At 70.5% G+C, this 17,927-nt stretch carries 16 protein-coding genes; 7 read left to right on the top strand and 9 right to left on the bottom strand.

Features of this window, described 5'->3' with window-relative positions:
- Positions 1 to 15 precede the first annotated feature (15 nt).
- Positions 16 to 1,128: an ABC transporter ATP-binding protein gene (locus K244_RS0107035; protein ID WP_020185547.1), complete on the bottom strand. Its 1,113-nt coding sequence runs from the start codon at positions 1,126 to 1,128 to the stop codon at positions 16 to 18.
- A 173-nt stretch (positions 1,129 to 1,301) separates the two neighbouring features.
- Positions 1,302 to 2,441 carry a PotD/PotF family extracellular solute-binding protein gene (locus K244_RS0107030; RefSeq protein ID WP_020185546.1) on the bottom strand — a complete coding sequence of 380 codons (1,140 nt, stop codon included), beginning with the start codon at positions 2,439 to 2,441 and terminating at the stop codon, positions 1,302 to 1,304.
- Positions 2,442 to 2,612: 171 nt separating this feature from the next.
- Here K244_RS0107030 and fabG point away from each other — a divergent pair, with 171 nt between their 5' ends.
- From fabG to argC, 3 genes are all read left to right on the top strand, one after another.
- On the top strand, positions 2,613 to 3,386 hold the full coding sequence (gene fabG, locus K244_RS0107025) for a 3-oxoacyl-ACP reductase FabG (RefSeq protein WP_020185545.1): 774 nt from the start codon (positions 2,613 to 2,615) through the stop codon (positions 3,384 to 3,386).
- 83 nt (positions 3,387 to 3,469) lie between these two features.
- Positions 3,470 to 4,453, top strand: a complete 984-nt coding sequence (locus K244_RS0107020; RefSeq protein ID WP_020185544.1) for an MDR family oxidoreductase — start codon at positions 3,470 to 3,472, stop codon at positions 4,451 to 4,453.
- A gap of 175 nt (positions 4,454 to 4,628) precedes the next feature.
- Positions 4,629 to 5,681 (top strand): N-acetyl-gamma-glutamyl-phosphate reductase, encoded by a 1,053-nt coding sequence (gene argC / locus K244_RS0107015; RefSeq protein ID WP_020185543.1) that lies wholly within the window; start codon positions 4,629 to 4,631, stop codon positions 5,679 to 5,681.
- Between the two features lie 138 nt (positions 5,682 to 5,819).
- On the opposite strand, the gene K244_RS0107010 is transcribed toward argC, so the two are convergent.
- The 3 genes from K244_RS0107010 to K244_RS0107000 all read right to left on the bottom strand — a co-directional run bounded on the left by K244_RS0107010 (position 5,820) and on the right by K244_RS0107000 (position 9,928).
- Positions 5,820 to 6,485, bottom strand: a complete 666-nt coding sequence (locus K244_RS0107010) for a DsbA family oxidoreductase (RefSeq protein ID WP_020185542.1) — start codon at positions 6,483 to 6,485, stop codon at positions 5,820 to 5,822.
- Positions 6,486 to 6,582: 97 nt separating this feature from the next.
- Complete coding sequence (locus K244_RS0107005; RefSeq protein ID WP_155931627.1) at positions 6,583 to 8,097, bottom strand: AMP-binding protein; 1,515 nt, start codon at positions 8,095 to 8,097, stop codon at positions 6,583 to 6,585.
- A gap of 16 nt (positions 8,098 to 8,113) precedes the next feature.
- Positions 8,114 to 9,928: an extracellular solute-binding protein gene (locus K244_RS0107000; RefSeq protein ID WP_020185540.1), complete on the bottom strand. Its 1,815-nt coding sequence runs from the start codon at positions 9,926 to 9,928 to the stop codon at positions 8,114 to 8,116.
- A gap of 280 nt (positions 9,929 to 10,208) precedes the next feature.
- On the opposite strand from K244_RS0107000, the gene K244_RS0106995 reads away from it, so the two are divergent.
- Entirely contained in the window at positions 10,209 to 10,952 is a 744-nt protein-coding gene (locus K244_RS0106995) for an invasion associated locus B family protein (protein ID WP_020185539.1), read from the top strand.
- A gap of 173 nt (positions 10,953 to 11,125) precedes the next feature.
- Here K244_RS0106995 and hspQ read toward each other — a convergent pair whose 3' ends face one another.
- From hspQ to K244_RS0106980, 3 genes are all read right to left on the bottom strand, one after another.
- Complete coding sequence (gene hspQ, locus K244_RS0106990) at positions 11,126 to 11,467, bottom strand: heat shock protein HspQ (protein ID WP_020185538.1); 342 nt, start codon at positions 11,465 to 11,467, stop codon at positions 11,126 to 11,128.
- A gap of 128 nt (positions 11,468 to 11,595) precedes the next feature.
- Positions 11,596 to 12,636 (bottom strand): CoA ester lyase, encoded by a 1,041-nt coding sequence (locus tag K244_RS0106985; protein WP_020185537.1) that lies wholly within the window; start codon positions 12,634 to 12,636, stop codon positions 11,596 to 11,598.
- 91 nt (positions 12,637 to 12,727) lie between these two features.
- Positions 12,728 to 13,666 (bottom strand): hypothetical protein, encoded by a 939-nt coding sequence (locus K244_RS0106980; RefSeq protein ID WP_020185536.1) that lies wholly within the window; start codon positions 13,664 to 13,666, stop codon positions 12,728 to 12,730.
- Between the two features lie 87 nt (positions 13,667 to 13,753).
- On the opposite strand from K244_RS0106980, the gene K244_RS0106975 reads away from it, so the two are divergent.
- Positions 13,754 to 14,701: an AEC family transporter gene (locus tag K244_RS0106975; protein ID WP_020185535.1), complete on the top strand. Its 948-nt coding sequence runs from the start codon at positions 13,754 to 13,756 to the stop codon at positions 14,699 to 14,701.
- Between the two features lie 4 nt (positions 14,702 to 14,705).
- Here the strand turns inward: K244_RS0106975 and K244_RS0106970 are convergent, their stop codons facing one another.
- Positions 14,706 to 15,881 (bottom strand): FAD-dependent monooxygenase, encoded by a 1,176-nt coding sequence (locus tag K244_RS0106970; RefSeq protein ID WP_020185534.1) that lies wholly within the window; start codon positions 15,879 to 15,881, stop codon positions 14,706 to 14,708.
- A 277-nt stretch (positions 15,882 to 16,158) separates the two neighbouring features.
- Here K244_RS0106970 and K244_RS0106965 point away from each other — a divergent pair, with 277 nt between their 5' ends.
- Together K244_RS0106965 and K244_RS0106960 are read left to right on the top strand one after the other, a co-directional pair.
- The gene (locus tag K244_RS0106965) at positions 16,159 to 16,917 is read left to right on the top strand and encodes an SDR family oxidoreductase (protein ID WP_020185533.1); all 759 of its coding nucleotides are present in this window, start codon (positions 16,159 to 16,161) and stop codon (positions 16,915 to 16,917) included.
- A 46-nt stretch (positions 16,918 to 16,963) separates the two neighbouring features.
- Positions 16,964 to 17,923, top strand: a complete 960-nt coding sequence (locus K244_RS0106960; RefSeq protein WP_020185532.1) for a hypothetical protein — start codon at positions 16,964 to 16,966, stop codon at positions 17,921 to 17,923.
- The last annotated feature ends 4 nt before the right edge of the window (positions 17,924 to 17,927 follow it).

The raw sequence follows: 17,927 nt of genomic DNA, 5'->3' as shown, positions 1-17,927 counted from the left end.
CGGTCGCGGCCCCGCTCACGCCGCCACCACGATGGCGTCGCGGGCGTCCCAGCCGATGGTCGCGGCGTCGCCGGGCTTGCCGCCCCAAGCGTTGGCGCGGGAGAGCTCCAGCAGGAAGGTCTTCTCGCCCACGCGCACCTGGTACTGGATGCGGGAGCCCAGCGCGTACTCGTTGAAAACGACGCCCGCGAGCCGGTTCTGCGCGCCGGCGGGGCCGTCCACGAAGCGCAGGAACTCCGGCCGCACCACGACCGCCGCGGCGTCCGCCTCGCGCAGCGCCGGCGGCAGGTCGAGCGCCGCCAGCCCGTCCAGGCCGTCGATCCGCCAGCCGCTCTCGGTGCGGGCGGCGTCGAACACGTTCACCTCGCCCATGAACTCGGCGACGAACTTCGTCGACGGCCGGGTGTAGATCTCCTCCGGCGTCCCGACCTGCACGAGGCGGCCGGCGCGCATCACGCCGATGCGGTCGGACATCACCATCGCCTCCTCGAGGCTGTGGGTGATGTAGACGAATGTCTTGCCGCTCAGCCGATGGAGGTCCTTGAGCTCCTTCTCCATCACCTTCTTGAGCTTGTAGTCGAGCGCCGAGAGCGGCTCGTCGAAGAACAGCACGTCGGGGTCGTAGGCGAGCGCGCGGGCCAGCGCCACGCGCTGCCGCTCGCCGCCGGAGCACTGCATGACGTTCTTGGCGTAGTAGCTCTCCGGCAGCTGGACGAGGCGCAGCAGCTCCAGCGCGCGGGCCTTGCGGGCCACGACCGCGACCTTCTTCACCTTCAGCGGAAACTCGATGTTCTCGCCCACCGTCTTGTGAGGGAACAGCGCGAGCGACTGGAACACGAGGCAAGTCGGCCGCCGGGCCGGCGGCGTTTCGTTGATGCGCACGCCGCGCAGGCTGATGTCGCCCTCGCTCGGCGCCTCCATGCCGGCCAGCATCCGCAGCAGCGTCGTCTTGCCCGACCCGGAGGGCCCCACGATCGTCAGGAACTCGCCGTCGCGGATGTCGAGGTCGATGCGCTCGACGGCGGCGAAGGCGCCGAAGGTCTTCCGCACGCCGACGAGCTGGAGGATGGGCAAAGCCTCCGGGAGAGGCGAGGGCGCCTTGGGCGAGGCGAGAGCGGTCGCCGTCATGGCCTGAACCTCATGCGTCTTGGATCGAGGGACGTCATCCCGGCCGAGCGGAGCGAGAGCCGGGTTCGCGCGAAGAGCGCGCTCGTTTCAGGACGATCCCGGATCGACGGCTCCGCCTTCGTCCGGGATGACGTTCCATGAGCCGGCGTGGACGGCGGCTTGAGATCGCCGTCTCAGCCCTTGGTGCGCTTGGCCGAGGTCATGATCTCGAGCGCCTTGTCGTAGTCCGGCACGATGTCGTACTCGGCCGAGCGCGACATCTCCTCCTCGAGGCTGTCCCACTGGATGGCGTCGAGCTCCTCCTTGGTGAAGAGGTCGAAGCAGGCCTTGTTCCCCATCTGCGCCACCGGGTTGAACGTCCCCTCGGCGAAGGCCACGGTGTGCGCCACCTTCGGGTCCTGCACGTACTTCAGGAACTCCGCCGCAAGCGGCGACAGGTTGGGGTTGTTCACGGTCGAGGTGATCTCGATCCAGGAGATGCCGCCCTTGCCGTCGATCGGGCCCTTGAGCGGGGTGACCGCGCGAAGCTCCGGATGGCCGTCGGCGCGGGCGGGGGAGACCGAGTAGGTGCCGCCCGTCATGTGCAGGTCGATCTCGCCGGACACCAGCGCCTGGTTCATCGCCGCGATGTCGCCGACGAGCTTGGCGCCGCCGAAGACCTTCTTCGCCGTCTCGCCGAACGTCGCCATCTCGGCCGCGTCATGGACCTTGAACGGGTTGATGCCCGCGATCATGAAGATGTTGAAGACGTTCCAGTCGTCGCTCTCCAGGATGCCGTACTTGCCCTTGAGCGAGGGGTCGTTGAACAGCTCCCAGCCCTGCTCCTCCGCGGTCTTCCGGCTCACCTTGTCGGTGTTCACGACGAAGCTGTAGGGCCCGAAGCGCTGGGCCATACCCAGCAGGTCCTTGCCGTCGTCGCTCATGGCCCAGCGGTAGGGCGCCTTGAATTGAGGCAGCATCTTATCGAAGAACGGCTCGAACTCGGCCTTCGGCAGCGGCTTGATCAGGCCCTCCGGGTACATCGCCTTGCGGGCCCAAGGGTTGTTGACGTTGATCAGGTCCCAGACCTTGGTCTCGCCGGCGCGAAGCCGGTTGATCATGGTGGGGTCGTTGGTGAGGCTTTCGGCCTTGACGGTCGCGGATTTGGCCGACCGGAAGGGGTCCAGCACCTGGGCGGAGTTGTAGCCTTCCCAGCACAGGATGTTCAGCTCGCTCTCGCGCGCGGCGAACGCCGGAAGAGCGCCGGCGAAGGGCGCCGCAAGCGCAGCCCCGCCCAAGAGTTTCAGCGCGTGGCGCTTCGTCACGGTGGTCATGCGAAGTCCCCTGATCCCCAAGTGATCGCCAAGCCGCGGGCGCCGCGGCCGTCTCCGCCGACTTGGCAAGTCGGTCATTTTCTGTGGTGAGTATCGCCCGGTCTGTTGGGTTTACAACGTAGTTTTTATGAGCGACCTTGCTGCCGAAACAGGCAGACGGCAAGGGCGCCCATGACTTACGCAACATCCCGCACCGCGATCGTGACGGGCGGCTCCAAGGGGATCGGCAAGGGCATCGCCAGGGGCTTCGCCGACGCCGGCTACCGCGTGCTTGTGGTGGCGCGGAACGGCGCGGAGGCCGAAGCGGTCGCGGCCGAGATCGGCGGCGGGGCAAGCGGCTTCGCCGCCGACGTGTCGAAGCTCGCCGACGTCCGGGCGATGGCGGCCGCCGCAGTCGAGCGCTTCGGCGGGATCGACGTGCTCTGCGCCAACGCCGGCATCTTTCCGGCCGCCAAGCTCGCCGACATGACGGAGGCCGACTTCGACCTCGTCATGGACGTCAACCTGAAGGGCACCTTTCTCTCGGTTCAAGCCTGCCTGCCGGCGCTGAAGGCGTCGAAGGCCGGCCGGATCGTGCTGACCTCCTCGATCACCGGGCCGATCACCGGCTATCCCGGCTGGTCGCACTACGGGGCGAGCAAGGCCGGCCAGCTCGGCTTCATGCGCACCGCCGCGATCGAGCTCGCGCCGTTCGGGATCACCGTCAACGCGGTCATGCCGGGCAACATCATGACGGAGGGCATGGCGGGCGTCGGGCAGGACTACATCGACAAGACCGCGGCCTCGGTGCCGATGAAGCGGCTCGGCGTCGTCGCCGACATCGCCGGCGCCGCGCTCTACTTCGCGAGCGACGTCGCGAACTACGTCACCGGCCAGACGATCGTGGTCGACGGCGGCCAGGTGCTGCCGGAGAACACCGGCGCGCTGGACGCGATGGAGGGCTGATCGCGCGCCGCCTGCGGGATGACGAACGGGGGGCGGCCCTCTATCTAGGGCCTCACCCGAACGTCACACGTCAGGAGCTCGACATGTCCACCTTCCGCGCGCTGCGCATCGACAAGGGCGACGCCGGCCAGACCCTTTCGACGGTCGACTTCGACGAGGCCGAGCTGATGGACGGCGACGTCGTCGTCCGGGTGTCCCACTCCACCGTCAACTACAAGGACGGGCTGGCGATCACCGGCAAGTCGCCGGTGGTCCGCCGCTTCCCGATGATTCCGGGCATCGATTTCGCCGGCAAGGTGACGGCTTCCACGACCGACGAGTTCAAGGTCGGCGACGAGGTCGTGCTGAACGGCTGGGGCGTCGGGGAGACCCATCTCGGCGGCTACGCGGAAATCGCGCGGGTGCCCGCGGCCTACCTCGTGCTGCTGCCCGAGGGCCTGACCCCGGCCGAGTCCATGGCGGTCGGCACCGCCGGCTACACCGCGATGCTGTGCGTGATGGCGCTCGAACGGCACGGCGTCACGCCGGAGCGCGGTCCGGTGCTCGTCACCGGCGCGGCGGGCGGCGTCGGCTCGGTCGCGGTCGCGCTGCTCGCGAAGCTCGGCTACGAGGTCGTGGCCTCCACCGGCCGCGAGAGCGAGGCCGGCTACCTCCGCGATCTCGGCGCCGCGCGCGTCCTCCCGCGCGAGGAATTGGCCGCTCCGGGCAAGCCGCTGCAGAAGGAGATCTGGGGCGGCGTTATCGACTCCGTCGGCTCGGTGCCGCTCGCGAACGCCATCGCGCAGACCAAGTCCGGCGGGGCGGTGGCCGCCTGCGGGCTGGCCGCCGGCATGGATCTGCCGACCTCCGTCGCGCCGTTCATCCTGCGCGGCGTGTCGCTGCTCGGGATCAACAGCGTGACGGTGCCGAAGCCGATCCGCGTCGAGGCTTGGGGCCGGCTCGCCAAGGATCTCGACCGCGCCAAGCTCGCCGCCATGACGAAGACGATCGGCTTCGACGAGATCGTGCCGACGGCCGAAGCCATTCTCGAGGGCAAGGTCCGCGGCCGGGTGGTGGTGGAGATCTAGGAGGCCGAACGACCTCGGCGACCGGAAGACGTCATCCCGGACTGCCGCAGGCCGAGCCGGGATCGTCATCCGCGCAAGGCGAAGGTCTGCTATAGCGTTCCAATCGTGCGATCCCGGCTCTCCGCTTGCGCTGCGGCCGGGATGACGCGTTTCTTTTAGACGTGCGGGAACGACAATGGCGGAAGAACTGAACGTCGCGATCCTTGGCGCTTCCGGCTACACCGGCTCCGAGCTGGTGCGCCTGCTCGCGCGCCATCCGCGCGTGGCGATCCGGGCGCTGACCGCCGACCGCAAGGCGGGGCAGGCGATGGCGGACGTCTTTCCGCAGTTCGCGGGGCTCGATCTGCCGCAGCTCGTCACGATCGCCGAGCTGGACCTTGCGGCCGTCGACCTCGTGTTTTGCGCGCTGCCGCACGGCACGACCCAGACGGTGATCAAGGATCTGTTCGCGCAGAAACCCGAGCTGAAGGTCGTGGACCTCTCCGCCGACTTCCGACTGTCGGACCCGGAAGCCTACGCCACGTGGTACGGCCATGCGCATCAGGCGCTGGAGCTGCAGGCGGAGGCCGCCTTCGGCCTCGTCGAGCTGAACCGCGCGACGATCCGCGGCGCGCGGCTGGTGGCGAACCCCGGCTGCCATTCCACGACGTCGATCCTGCCTCTGGTGCCACTGCTGACGGCGAAGCTGATCGATCCGGCCCAGATCGTGATCGTCTCGTCCACTGGCATGTCCGGGGCGGGGCGGGCGGCCAAGGAGGAGATGCTGTTCTCCGAGGTGTCCGAGGGCGTCCACGCCTATGGCGTCGGCAAGCATCGGCACACCTCCGAGCTCGACCAGGAGTTCGCGAAGGCCGCCGGCCGGCCGTCGCTCGCGACCTTCACGCCGCAGCTCATCCCGATGAACCGAGGCATCTACGCGACCATCACCGTGACGCTCGAGGCCGGCGCGACGGCCGAGCAGCTGCATGAGACGCTGGGCGCGGCCTTCGCCGGCGAGCCCTTCGTGCAGGTGCTGCCGTTCGGCAAGGTCCCGCAGTCGCGCCATGTGCGCGGCTCGAACAACGTGCAGCTCGGCGTGGTCGCCGACCGCGGGCCGGACCGGGCGATCGTCATCTCGACGCTCGACAATCTGGTGAAGGGCGCCTCGGGTCAGGCCGTGCAGAACATGAACCTGATCTCCGGCTTCCCGGAGACCGAAGGCCTGAACCAGCTCGCCATTTTTCCGTGAACTTGTCCCTAGCGAGCCGTCGTCCTCCGGCTTGACCGGAGGACCCACCGTCGGCGTGGAGCCCCACCTTGGAGGTGGATGGTCCGGTCAGGCCGGACCATGACGGCGGCGCCTCTGGAGCGCGGATTCCGCAGTCTGCTAGTCCTCGACGTCGTCCTCGTCGCCGAGCGCGCGGTCCACCGCCTCCAGCAGAACCTCCGGCGGGTGCGCGCCCATTACCACCAGCTTGCCGGCGAAGATGAAGCAGGGCACGCCGTCGATGCCCATGGCGCGGGCGCGCTCGATCTCGTCGCGCACGTCCTCGGAGTCGTCGTCCGAGTCGAGCCGCTCCATCAGCGTCTCGACGTCAAGGCCGGCCTCATCGGCCGCGCGGGCGATGACGTCGGGGCTGGAGATGTCCTCGCCTTCGGTGAAGTAGAGTTCGAACAGCTGCTCGACGAAGGCGCCCTGCGCGACCAGCCCTTCCTCGGCCGCGAGGCGAATGGCGCGGTGGCAGTCGAGCGTGTTGGGGAAGCGCTCGATCTCGCCGAACAGGAAGGCGACGCCCTCGTCGCGGCCGATGGCGACGAGCTGCTCGTGGGTCGCGCGGACGCGCGCGACGTCGCCGAACTTTGCCTCGAGATACTCCGCCCGGTCCGCGCCCTCGGGGGGCACCGAAGGGTCGAGCTGATAGGGCCGCCAGCGCACCTCGGCGTTGACGTCCGGCCGAGCGGCGAGCGCGGCGTCGAGCCGGCGCTTGCCGAGCCAGCACCACGGGCAGACGGGATCGGCGAAGACGTCGATGGTGAGAGGTTCGGAAGCCACGGCGGACGCTTTCAAATCGGGGACGCGTCGGCCCGATATAGGCCTCGGCGCGCGTCGACGTAAGCCTTGTCGCCGCGGCGGATGGCGCGCCGCGCCCTCAGGCCGTCAGCCGCGCGCGCTCCGCCGGCGTCGTCAGCGGGGCGAAGGCCACGCCGAAACCGGCTTCGGAGAGCGCGTCGGCGGCTTCTGTTTCCGTGACGCTCCGGCCGCCCGCGGCCTCGAGCCTAAGCCTGCCGCCCAGAACGGCGTCGTCCTCGACGGAGACCGATCCGGGCAGCCCGACGGCGGCCATGGCGGCGTCCGCCTCGGCCAGCGCGAGCGCGACGCCGCCCACCTGCGCCACGCCGCGGCGTCGGCCGCCGAGCGAGATCTGGCCGGCGGTGCGGTCGGCGATGCCGACGAGGCCGGTGTCGACGAAGCCGTCCGCGTCGTGGGTCAGCCGCGCGCCGCCGGCGGCGAGGAAGCGGCCGCCGGGGCAGGCGGGGCCGCGCACCAGCAGCCGTCCGTCGGGCGTCACCTGCGTCTCGATCAGGGGCGCAAGCCCCTCCGGCGCGATCGGGCCAAGGGCCGTCGCCACGGGCCGGGTCGGCGCCTTGCGGGCGGCGGCGAAGAGGCCGAGCTCGCCGAACAGGGTGACGTCGACCAGCGTCGCGGCCGTGGTCAGGCCGGAGGCGGAGGCCCCGCTGCGGGGATCGGGCGCGCGCCAGACCGCGATCAGCGCGTCGGGCATGGTCCCGCCCAGCGCGCCGTCGCCCACGAGCCGCTCCAGCGCCCGGCCGGGCGCCGCAACGTGGGTCGCGTCGAGGGCGCGCGCGGCGGCGGCGAAGGCGGCTGTCGTCGAGGCTTGGTGGAAGGTCGCGGCGGACCGCGCCAGCAGCCAGGGCGCGAGGCCGGTGGCGAGGCCTGCGAGGCCGCCGAGGTCGAGCGTGGACAGCAGCCGGCCGGAGGCGTCGAGCTGCGACGCGAGCAGCGCGCCGAGGCTTGCCGCCACGAGCTCGTTGTGGGTGCGGGCGACGGGCACGGCGCCGAGTTCGAAGCTGATCACCGCGACATGGTCGGCGGCGTCGTCCGGCCGGCCGGCCCGCTCGAACGGAGTCGCGGGTTCGGCGAGCGCGGCGTCGAGCGGCGTCGCGCCGTCCGGCGGGTTCGCGCCGAACGAGCCGATGAAGCGAATCCGTTCGAGGCCGACGGCCGCTTCGCACGCGTTCTCCGCGGCCTTCAGGCCGGACCGTTCGGTGACCGCGACGATCGCCTCGGCGCGCACGGCGTCGAGCGCGGCCGCGATCTCGCGACGCCGCCAGGGCAGGGGAAGCAAGGCGGGGATCAGGCCGGCGCGCCACAGCGCGGCGATGACGAGCGCGCCCTCGGCGCTCGACCCCATCTGCACGCCGACCGCGGCGTCCGGGCTCAGCCGCCAGGCGGCGAAGCGCGCGGCGAGCGCGGAGACCGCCCGGTCCACCTCGCGCCAGGCGCCCGCGAAGGGCAGGGCGGCGTCCACGAGCGCGCGGCCGTCCGGGTGTCCGGCGGCGTTGTGGGCGAGCACCTCGTCAAGCGTCGAACGTCCCGCGACCGGGTTGGGGAGAGGCTCGTTCGAAGCGGCGGGAAGGCGCATGGGCCGGGTCCGGAAGTCAGGGGCGCGGTCGGTCCGCGGAAATCGGCGCACGCCACCAAGTCTCGAACGCCGCGCCGTACAAAGGAGTCGTATCGGGTCGTTCGATTCGCCGCCAGCGTGCGATCCATTGATCCTTCAGATGAAACAGCGGGACCACGTAGAAACCCGAAAGCAGAACCCGGTCGAGCGCGCGCGCGGCGGAGACGAAATCCTCCCGCTCCCGCGCCGCGAGCAGGGCCTCGATCATCGCGTCGACCGCCGGCTGCTTGACGCCGATGTAGTTGCGCTCGCCGGGCGTGTCGGCGGCGGCGGCGCTCCAGTACTTCTTCTGTTCGGCGCCGGGCGAGAGCGTCGAGACCCATTTGTAGGGGATCATGTCGAAGTCGTAGGTCTGCAGGCGCCGGAAGGCCTGCGTGGAGTCGACCAGCCGCACCGTCGCGCGGATGCCGGCGCGTTCCAGCGCGCCGACATAGGCGAGCGACAGGCGCTCGAAGTCCTTGTCGCTCACCAGGATCTCGAAGCGGAACGGCGAGCCGGCCGCGTCGCGCAGCTCGCCGTTGCGCACGGTCCAGCCGGCCGAGGCCAGGAGCTCCAGCGCGCGGCGGAGCTGGTCGCGGTCGCGGCCGGAGCCGTCGCTGGCCGAAGGCCGCCACGTCCCGTCCATCACGTCCGGCCGCACGACCCCGGGGAACGGCGCGAGCAGCGCGCGCTCCCGGGCGTCGGCGGCGTGGCCGGTGGAGGCGAGCTCGGAGCCTTCGTAGTAGCTCGAGGTCCGCACCGTCGCGCCGCCGTAGAGGTTGCGGTCGATCCAGGCGTGGTCGAACAGCGCCGCGAGGGCCTCCCGTACGCGGATGTCGGCGAACAGCGGCTTGCGGGTGTTGAACACGAAGGCGCTCATGCCCCAGGGCAGACCGGTCTTCAGCTCGTCACGGACGACGTCGCCGTTGCGCACGGCGGGGAAGTCGTAGCCGGTCGTCCAGCGGATCGGGTCCGATTCCGGCAGGACGTCGATCAGCCCGGCCTTGAAGGCCTCGAACAGGGCGTTGGCGTCGCGGTAGTAGTCGTAGCGGATCTCGTCGAAGTTGTTCAGGCCGCGGTTCACCGGCAGCTCCGCGCCCCAGTAGTTCGGGTCCCGCCGAAAGGTCACGGCGCGGCCCGGGGCGACGTCGCTCACCACATAGGGCCCGCTCCCGACGAGCGGCTTGAAGCTCGTCTCCTCGAACGTCCGGGGGTCGGTCGCGTGCCGGGGCAGCACCGGCATCAGCCCGAGGATCAACGGCATTTCGCGGTCATCGGACCCGCCGAGGTCGAAGCGCACCGTGCGCTCGTCCTCGGCGGAGGCCGAGCGTACCCGCCGGTAGTTGGCGCGGAACGACGGGTGGCCGCGCTCGCGCAGCAGCTCGAAGGTGAAGATGACGTCGTCGGCGGTGATCGGTTCGCCGTCGGAGAACCGCGCCTTAGGATTGAGATGGAAGGTGATGGAGCTGCGGTCGTCGGGAAGCTCCACGCTCTCGGCGATCAGCCCATAGAGCGAGAACGGCTCGTCGTAGGACCGGGCGAGCAGGCTTTCGTAGACGTTGGCCTTCAGGCCTTGCGCGGGCTTGCCGCGGTAGCCGAAGGGGTTGAGCGTCTCGAAGGCGCCGAGCCAGCCGTAGATCGCCCGCCCGCCCTTCGGCGCGTCGGGATTGGCGTAGGGGAAGTGGTCGAAACCGGGGGCGAGCGCCGGCGCGCCGTGCATGGCGACGCCGGCGCGCAGCACGGGCTCCTCGGCTGCGCCCGGGCCGCTTGCGGCGAACCACGGGACGGCGGCGAGAGCGACCGTCGCCAGCATCAGCGAAAGTCGGCGCCGCGGACATCTGTCGGATCGTGTCGGCATTCGGTAAGGGTCCGACGCGGGGTCCGATTCGCAAATCACGAGAAAGAGCGTATCACAACCGCGAAGCGCGCCCGGACGAGGCGGAGACGGAGCGAAAAGCGCCACTCTGTCGCCGCATTTGCTGGACAGACAGCGACGTCTTCGCGTTAGAAACGCTCGGCTTCGCGCATCTCGGCGCACGTGCTGACGCCACCTGATCCGCGCGGCCGCCGATGCGACGGTCGTCTCGAACGACATGAAGGGAACGCTCATGAATCTTGGTAGGTACTCCCGCGTCGCCGCCATCTCCACGGCGATCGCCTCCGTCGCTCTGACGTCGCAGGCGTTCGCGCAGGAGAAGAAGGCGCCCGCGGCTCAGGCCCAGCAGGCGGCGCCGGCCGACAACGGGGCGGTTCCGGCTGGAACTCCCCAGGCGGCGCAGCAGCCGAACTGGATGAAGATCTGCAACACCGATCCGCAGGCGAAGAAGGAGGTGTGCCTCACCTCCCGCGACGTGAAGGCCGACACCGGCCAGACCGTCGCCTCGATCGCGATCCGGCAGGTGAGCGGCGAGAGCAAGCGCTTCTTCCTCGCCGCCGTGCCCCCCGGGCTGCTGATCCAGCCCGGCGTCCGCGTCGCCGTCGATCAGAACCAGCCGGTGACCGGCAAGTACTCGATCTGCTTCCCCAACGCCTGCTACGCCGAGGTCGAGGTGACCGACGCCTTCTTCGCCAATGTGAAGAAGGGCAACAACCTCGTGGTCCAGGCCATGAACCAGCAGGCCAAGACGGTGAACTTCCCGATCAGCCTCTCCGGCTTCAGCAAGGCCTACGACGGCCCGGCGCTCGACCCCAAGGTCGTGCAGCAGGAGCGCGAGCGCCTGAACGCCGAGATGACCAAGCGGGCCGAAGAGGCCCGCGACAGGCTGCAGTCGCAGGGCGGCGCAGCGCCCAGCGCGACGCCTGCGCCGGCCGGCCAGGCGCCCGCCAAGCAGCCGTGATCCCGCGGGCTCGCGCCCGCGACGACTGACGAACGCGCGGTCCGGTCTCCGGGCCGCGCGTTTCGTTTGTGGGATGTCCGGCTAGCGGCCGGCCTCACGCTCGTGTCCCGGCGAAGGCCGGGACTCAGAGACGGCAACGCTTTTAAAGCGCCACGCGACCGCGACGCGCGCCGTCAGTGCCGGACGTCGCGGCGGACGCGATAGGAGCCGTCGCTGGAGCGCTCGAAGATCGCCTCCACCTGCGGGTGCCGCACCGGCTCTCCGGTGGTGTCCGGCAGCAGGTTCTGCTCCGAGACATAGGCGACGTACTCGGTCTCCGCGTTCTCGGCGAGGAGGTGGTAGAACGGCTGGTCCCGTTCCGGACGCACGTCTTCGGGAATCGCCTGCCACCACTCCTCGGTGTTCGAGAAGGTGGGGTCGACGTCATAGATCACGCCCCGAAAGGGATAGACGCGGTGGCGGACCACTTCGCCGATCTTGAACCTGGCGTTTCGATACTGTGCGCGGGCGGCCATGACGACGTTACGTCTCGCTTCGGGACGCGGAAAGGATCGCGACCGCGGCCCCAAGTCAATGGCATGCGACGGCATTGCGACGCGATCGTGTCCGACCGCCTCGCATACGCCAAACAGGCTCGGTCGGTTCAGAGGCTGTAGGCGGCCGCCATCTCCGGCTCGCGCTCGGCCACCTGCCGGGCGAGGTCGACGATGACCTTGGCCTGCTTCCAGGTGGCGTCGTCCTGCATCTTGCCGTCGAGCATCACGGCGCCCGTGCCGTCCGGCATGGCGTCGACGATGCGCTTGGCGAACTTTACCTCCTCTACGTCCGGCGAGAACACGCGCTTGGCGATCGCGACCTGTGAGGGGTGCAAGGTCCAGGCGCCGACGCAGCCGAGCAGGAAGGAGTTGCGGAACTGCGCCTCGCAGGCCGCGCCGTCGGAGAAGTCGCCGAACGGGCCGTAGAACGGCTTGATGCCGTTCGCCGCGCAGGCGTCGACCATCTTGCCGATCGTGTAGTGCCACAGGTCTTGCTGGTAGAAGGCGCGGGGGGCGTCGCCCTCCTTGTCGGTCAGGACGCCGTAGCCGGGGTGGCCGCCGCCGACGCGGGTGGTCTTCATCCGGCGCGAGGCGGCGAGATCCGCGGGGCCGAGGCTCATGCCGTGCATGCGGGGGCTCGCCTTCGCGATCTCCTCGACGTTCATCACCCCCTGCGCCGTCTCGAGGATGGCGTGGATCATGATCGGCCGCTTGATCTCGTGGCGGGCCTCGAGCTGCGCCAGCAGGCGGTCGAGGTAGTGCACGTCCCACGCGCCCTCGACCTTCGGCAGCATGATGACGTCGAGCTTGTCGCCGACCGCGCCGACGATCTCGATGACGTCGTCGAGCGCCCAGGGGCTGTCGAGCGCGTTCATGCGGATCCAGAGGCCCGCCGCGCCGAAGTCGTTGGCTTTCGCCATCTCGATGAAGCCCGCGCGCGCCGCCTCCTTGGCGTCGGCCGGCACCGCGTCCTCGAGGTTGCCGAGCACGACGTCGACCTGGGTCGCGAGCTCGCCCACGCGGTTTCGGATCTTCTCCACATGGGGCGGCACGAAATGGATCATCCGCTCCACCTTGACCGGCGGCTCCCGGAAGGGCGCGGGCGCGCCGAGCGCGAGCGGGCGGTAGTAGGCGCTCGGGACGATCATGAGCGGACGGCCTTTCGGGCGAGTGGGCTGGGACGCCGGCACATTCCCCGCGCCCATGCTGCGGCGCAACGCTGCTTTCGTCGCAGCGGCGCTAGCGCCAGCGGCCCATGCTCCACATCCACTGCTCGGGCCGCTCGCGGATCCAGCGTTCGAACAGCGCCGCCACCGCCGCGGTGGTCGCCAGCACGTCGGCGTCGCGGTCCCCGGTCCGGACCACGTCGATCCGCTCGCACAGCATCTCGAAGCGCACGCCCTTCGTCCGGACCACGCGGCCTGCGATCAGGGGCGCGTCGAGCAGCCGCGCGACGATTGCGGGGAAGGGGGTGGAACGCGAAGGGCGCCCGAGGAACGGGACCTCGACGCCGCGTCCGTCGCGCAGGTCCGCCATGATCACCACCGCCTCGCCCGACCGGGCGTGGCCGATCAGCCTGCGCGGCGCCTCGGGGCCCTTCGCCACGAGCCCGCCGAGGTAGAGCGGCTCCCGCATCCTGCGGACCAGCGCGTCGACGTGCGGGTTTTCGATCGCCCGGTAGACGCCCATCGGCCGGAAGCCGGCCTCGACCACGGACTTCGCGCCGAGCTCCCAGTTGCCGTAATGGGCGGAGACGGCGACGAGGCCGCGCCCCTCGGCGCGCGCGGCGGCGAAGATGGGGACGGCGCGGTCGTCGAAGCGCTCGGGCGAGGCGAGCAGGCGGTCGAGCAGGAAGCCTTCCGCCATGTTGCGCCCGAGGTTCTCCCAGGCGGCGCGGGCGATGCGCTCGCGTTCGGCCGGGGTTTTCTCGGGAAACGCCTTCGCGAGATTGTCGAGCGCGCGCCGGTGGCGGCGATTGAACGGCCCGAGCGTGCGCCAGACCGCGCCCGACACGGCCGACGCGGCGTCGAGGCCGAGCAGCCGGCACAGGCCTGCGATCAGCCGCACGCCGGCGGCCTCGAGCGCGTTGCGCAGGCGGCCGCGACGCTTCCGGCGCGTGCGCCCGCGGGAGCTCTCAGGCGAGGACGGCGGGAGCGCGGGGGGCTGGATGTCTGACATTCGTCTCGCGGCGTTGACCCCTCTTGGCAAAGGCGTTAGCCGCACGTCAAGCGGCCCGCCGGGCCGCACCGAGCCCTGTTGGACCGCATGGCGGACGTCGCCGGCCTCGCCCTGCCGTTCTTCGGGCTGATCTTCCTCGGCTTCGCCTGCGGCCGCCTGCGCAAGGCGCCGGTCGAGGGGCTGGAGTGGTTCAACGTCTACATCGTCTATGTGGCGGTCCCGGCGCTCTATTTCGTCCTGATCTCGCGCACGCCGTTCGAGGAGCTGGCGAACGTCGGCTTCATCGTGGTCACCACGACCTCGACCTTTCTCGCCTTCGCGCTGTCCTTCGGCGTCGGGATGATCGCCGCCCGCGGCAAAATCCCCGAGGCGACGATCCAGGCCATGGGCGGCAGCTACTCCAACGTCGGCTACATGGGGCCGGGGCTCACGCTCGCCGCGCTCGGACCGACCGCCTCGGCTCCGACGGCGCTGATCTTCGTGTTCGACTGCATGCTGTTCTTCACGCTCGTCCCCTTCCTGATGTCGGTGGCGGCGAGCAAGCGAGAGAGCCTATGGGCGACGGCGGCGCTGGTTGTTCGGCGGGTCGCGCTGCACCCGTTCAATCTGGCCACGCTCGCCGGCGGGATCGCGGCCTACCTGCACTACGTCCCGCCCAAGCCGATCGACGAGATCGTCCGTCTGCTCAGCGGCTCCGCCGCGCCCTGCGCCCTGTTCGTGCTGGGCGTCACCGTCGCCCTGCGGCCGCTGAAGCGCATCCCCGGCGAGCTTCCGGCGCTGCTTGCGATCAAACTGCTGGTTCACCCGCTGATCGTGTTCACGCTGCTGACGCTGGTCGGCGGCTTTGATCGCATCTGGGTGTCGACGGCGGTGCTGATGGCCTCGCTGCCGCCCGCGCTCAACATCTTCGTGATGGCGAGCCAATACCAGACCTACGTGGAGCGCGCCTCGAGCGTGATCCTCGTCGGCACGGTGCTGTCCGTGCTGACGGTGACGGGCATGCTCTACCTCGTAGTCCACGGCATGCTGCCGTAAGCCCTCACGCCGCGCCGCCGATGCCCTGGCGCATGACGAAGCGCCGGAGCGGGCCGATCGCCTGAAGCGCCGCGAGCCCTGCGCCGCGCAGCGCGTGGAGCGAGGGATGCGCCGAGGTGAGGGTGCGGTTCAGCCCCTCGGTGGCGAGCGTGCGGGACCAGACATCCGCCGCCCGGTCGCGCATGTAGCCGGCGAGCGTCGGAAGGCCGCCGACGTCGCGGCCTGCGGCTATGGCGCGCCGGACCTGATCGGCCGCGGAGACCGCGTCGCGGACGCCGAGGTTCAGCCCCTGCGCGCCGATGGGCGGCAGGGCGTGGCCGGCTTCGCCGACGAGAAGCGTGCGGCGGGCCGCGAGCCGTGTCGCCGCGCCGACGGCGATGGGGAAGGCCCCGACCCGGCCGACCGGCGACATCGCGCCGAGCAGCCGTCCGGCGCGATGGGTGGCGGCCTCGCCGAAGGCTTCGGGCGACAGCGCCTGAAGGTCCCCGGCCTCAGCGGGGCGGACGACCCACACCACGCTGGAGCGGACGCCGCCCGGCATCGGCACGAGCGTGAACGGGCCTTCCTCGAAGTGGATCTCGGTCGAGACGCCGCCGTGGTCCCGCTCATGGTCAGCGGTGAAGGCGAGGGCGGTCTGCGGCCGCGGCGTCAGCGGCAGCGCAAGACCGGCCGCCTCCCGCATCAGGGAGCGCTTGCCGTCGGCGGCGATGGCGAGAGCGGCGCGCACCACGCGTCCGTCGGCCAGCTCGATCTCGACGTCGTCCTCGCCTGGGCGGCTGGCGACCGCCGCGGCGTCGATCAGCGTCGCGTTCGGTTCGGCGGCGAGCGCCTCCCGGAGCGCGGCCGCGAGGGCGACGTTCGGCACGTTCCAGCCGAAGGCGTCGAGGTTCAGCTCCGCCGCGTCGAACAGCACTTCCGGCGCGCGCACCAGCCGCCGGCCGCCGTCGATGACCCGGAGCTTCCGGAGCGGGGCCGCGACCGCCGCAAGCGGCTCCCAGAGCCCGGCGTCGCGCAGCGCGGCCACCGAGCGGTCCAGCAGCGCGGTGGTTCGGGCGTCGGAGGGAAGCGGGGCGGCGATCAGCGCCGTCGAAGCGCCGGCGCGGGCGCAGAGCAGCGCGGCGAGCAGGCCTGCGGGACCGCCGCCGACCACGGCCACGTCGGCTGTCATGGCGTCTTTCATGGCTGCGTCCCGTCCCTTCGCGCGTCGCGCGGTTGCCCCACTTAAATGGCGCGGGGTCGGCCGAAAGTCTCGCTCGCCGAGTTGTCGGACGAGAAATTTCGCGTCCGGTCCGAGGCCCGTCGACGCCGTTGTGATCGGCCGACGTGTCCCTCTTCGCCTTGCGCTGGGTCATGGCGGGTGTATGTCGCTCCACGACGGCGCGTCTGCGCCGCGCGATACCCAAGGAACGTGAAGAGCGAAGCCGCTCGCGACGTTCGGCAAAGGCGAGGGCGCTGCAGTGAACGACCAAGGTAAGGTGTTGATCGTCACCGGCGGCGGCCGCGGCATCGGCGCGGCGGTCTGCCGGCTCGCGGCGCGGGACGGCTGGGACGTCGCGGTGAACTACGCCCGCGACAAAGCGGCGGCCGAGAAGGTGGCGGACGAGGTTCGCGCCTTCGGCCGCAAGGCGACCGTCGTGCAGGGCGACGTCGCGATCGAAAGCGACGTGCGCAACCTGTTCGACAGGGCGCAATCGGCGCTCGGGCCCGCCAGAGGCGTCGTCAACAACGCCGGGATCACCGGCGCGCCCGCCGGAAAGCTCGCGGACGCCGCGGCGGACATGCTGAAGGACGTCGTGGCGCTGAACGTCACCGGCGCGCTGCTTGTGGCGCGGGAGGCGGCCCGGACGCTCTCCACCGCCCGCGGGGGGCAGGGCGGCTCCATCGTCAATCTGTCGTCGGCGGCGGCCAATCTGGGATCGCCCGGCGAGTTCGTCTGGTACGCCGCCACCAAGGGCGCGATCGACAGCCTGACGATCGGGCTGTCACGGGAGCTCGCCGCCGAGGGGGTCCGCGTGAACGCCGTGTCGCCCGGGCTTATCGAGACCGAGATCCACGCCGCCGGCGGCCAGCCCGACCGCCTCCAGCGCCTCGCCTCGAGCATCCCGATCGGCCGGGCCGGAACGGCGGAGGAGACCGCCGAGGCGATCGTCTGGCTGCTGTCGGACGCGGCCTCCTACGTTACCGGCGCGAACATACGGGTCACCGGCGGCCGCTAAGGCGCGCTATAGCTTTCAACCGACGACACCTGCCGGAGATTTCGACGTGCGCAATCCGAAGGGCGGCCTCGCCGCCGTGATTCTCGCGCTGTGGAGCGCGGGCGTGGCCCTCGCCGCGCCGGCCGCGGCCAGCGACGCGCGGGCGCTGGTCGAGAACCGCAGCCATCCCACCCAGTGCGCCGAATTCGACAACGTCTACTACACGATGACGAGCGCAGACGTGCGCCGCTTCGCCATCGAGGTCACGCCTCCGGTCTATCTCGACGCTCTGGAGAAAGACGACACCGCGCCGAACTTCGACCACTGCGACGCGATGAAGGACGACCCGAAGTTCAAGTTCGAACCGAAAACGCTGACGCTCTACGAAGACGCCGACACCAAGATCCTGGGGTTCACCCACGAGGTGAGCTGGCGCGCGCGCGGCGCGGAGGTCGTCGTCGGCGGGGTGGACGAGAGCGACATCCACCTGATCCAGGCGCTGAAGAAGGTCGACGGCAAGTTCGTCGAATATCTCGTGTTCTACCCCTTCGACGGCTACTGGCGCGCGAAGCCGATCCCGCCGGTGAAGTTCCCCGAGGCCGCCTACGGCACCTCGTTCCTGCTCGGGCCGATCGAGGAGCAGCACCGGCCGATCGTGGACGTCTCGAAGCTCGAGATCGATCCCAAGACGCTGACCTTCCGCATGACCTACGCCCGCGGCGGCGTGGGCGAACTCAAGGTCGCGAAGGCGGAGCGGGACGGGGTCACGCTCGAGGTCAAGCTCGACGGGCTGCCGGCCGGCGACAAGCTCGCTCCCTTCGCCGGCATCCGCTCGATGTTCGTGACGTCCGACAACGCCGACACGGCGCGGGTGAACTGGCGGATGGAAGGCGGGCTGTTTGTGGAGCCGGTGATGGACTTCAAGAGCGCCAGCACCACCGAGGTGCGCTTCGACCGCGTCGAGCCCTCGAAGCACAACACCAGCGCCCCCGACGTGACCTTCAAGGGCTTTTCGGACGGGAAGTGACGAC

Source organism: Methylopila sp. 73B, assembly GCF_000526315.1.
Lineage (GTDB): Bacteria > Pseudomonadota > Alphaproteobacteria > Rhizobiales > Methylopilaceae > Methylopila.
Note: the sequence above shows the minus strand (reverse complement) of the source record. Positions and strands in the feature narration are given on the sequence as shown.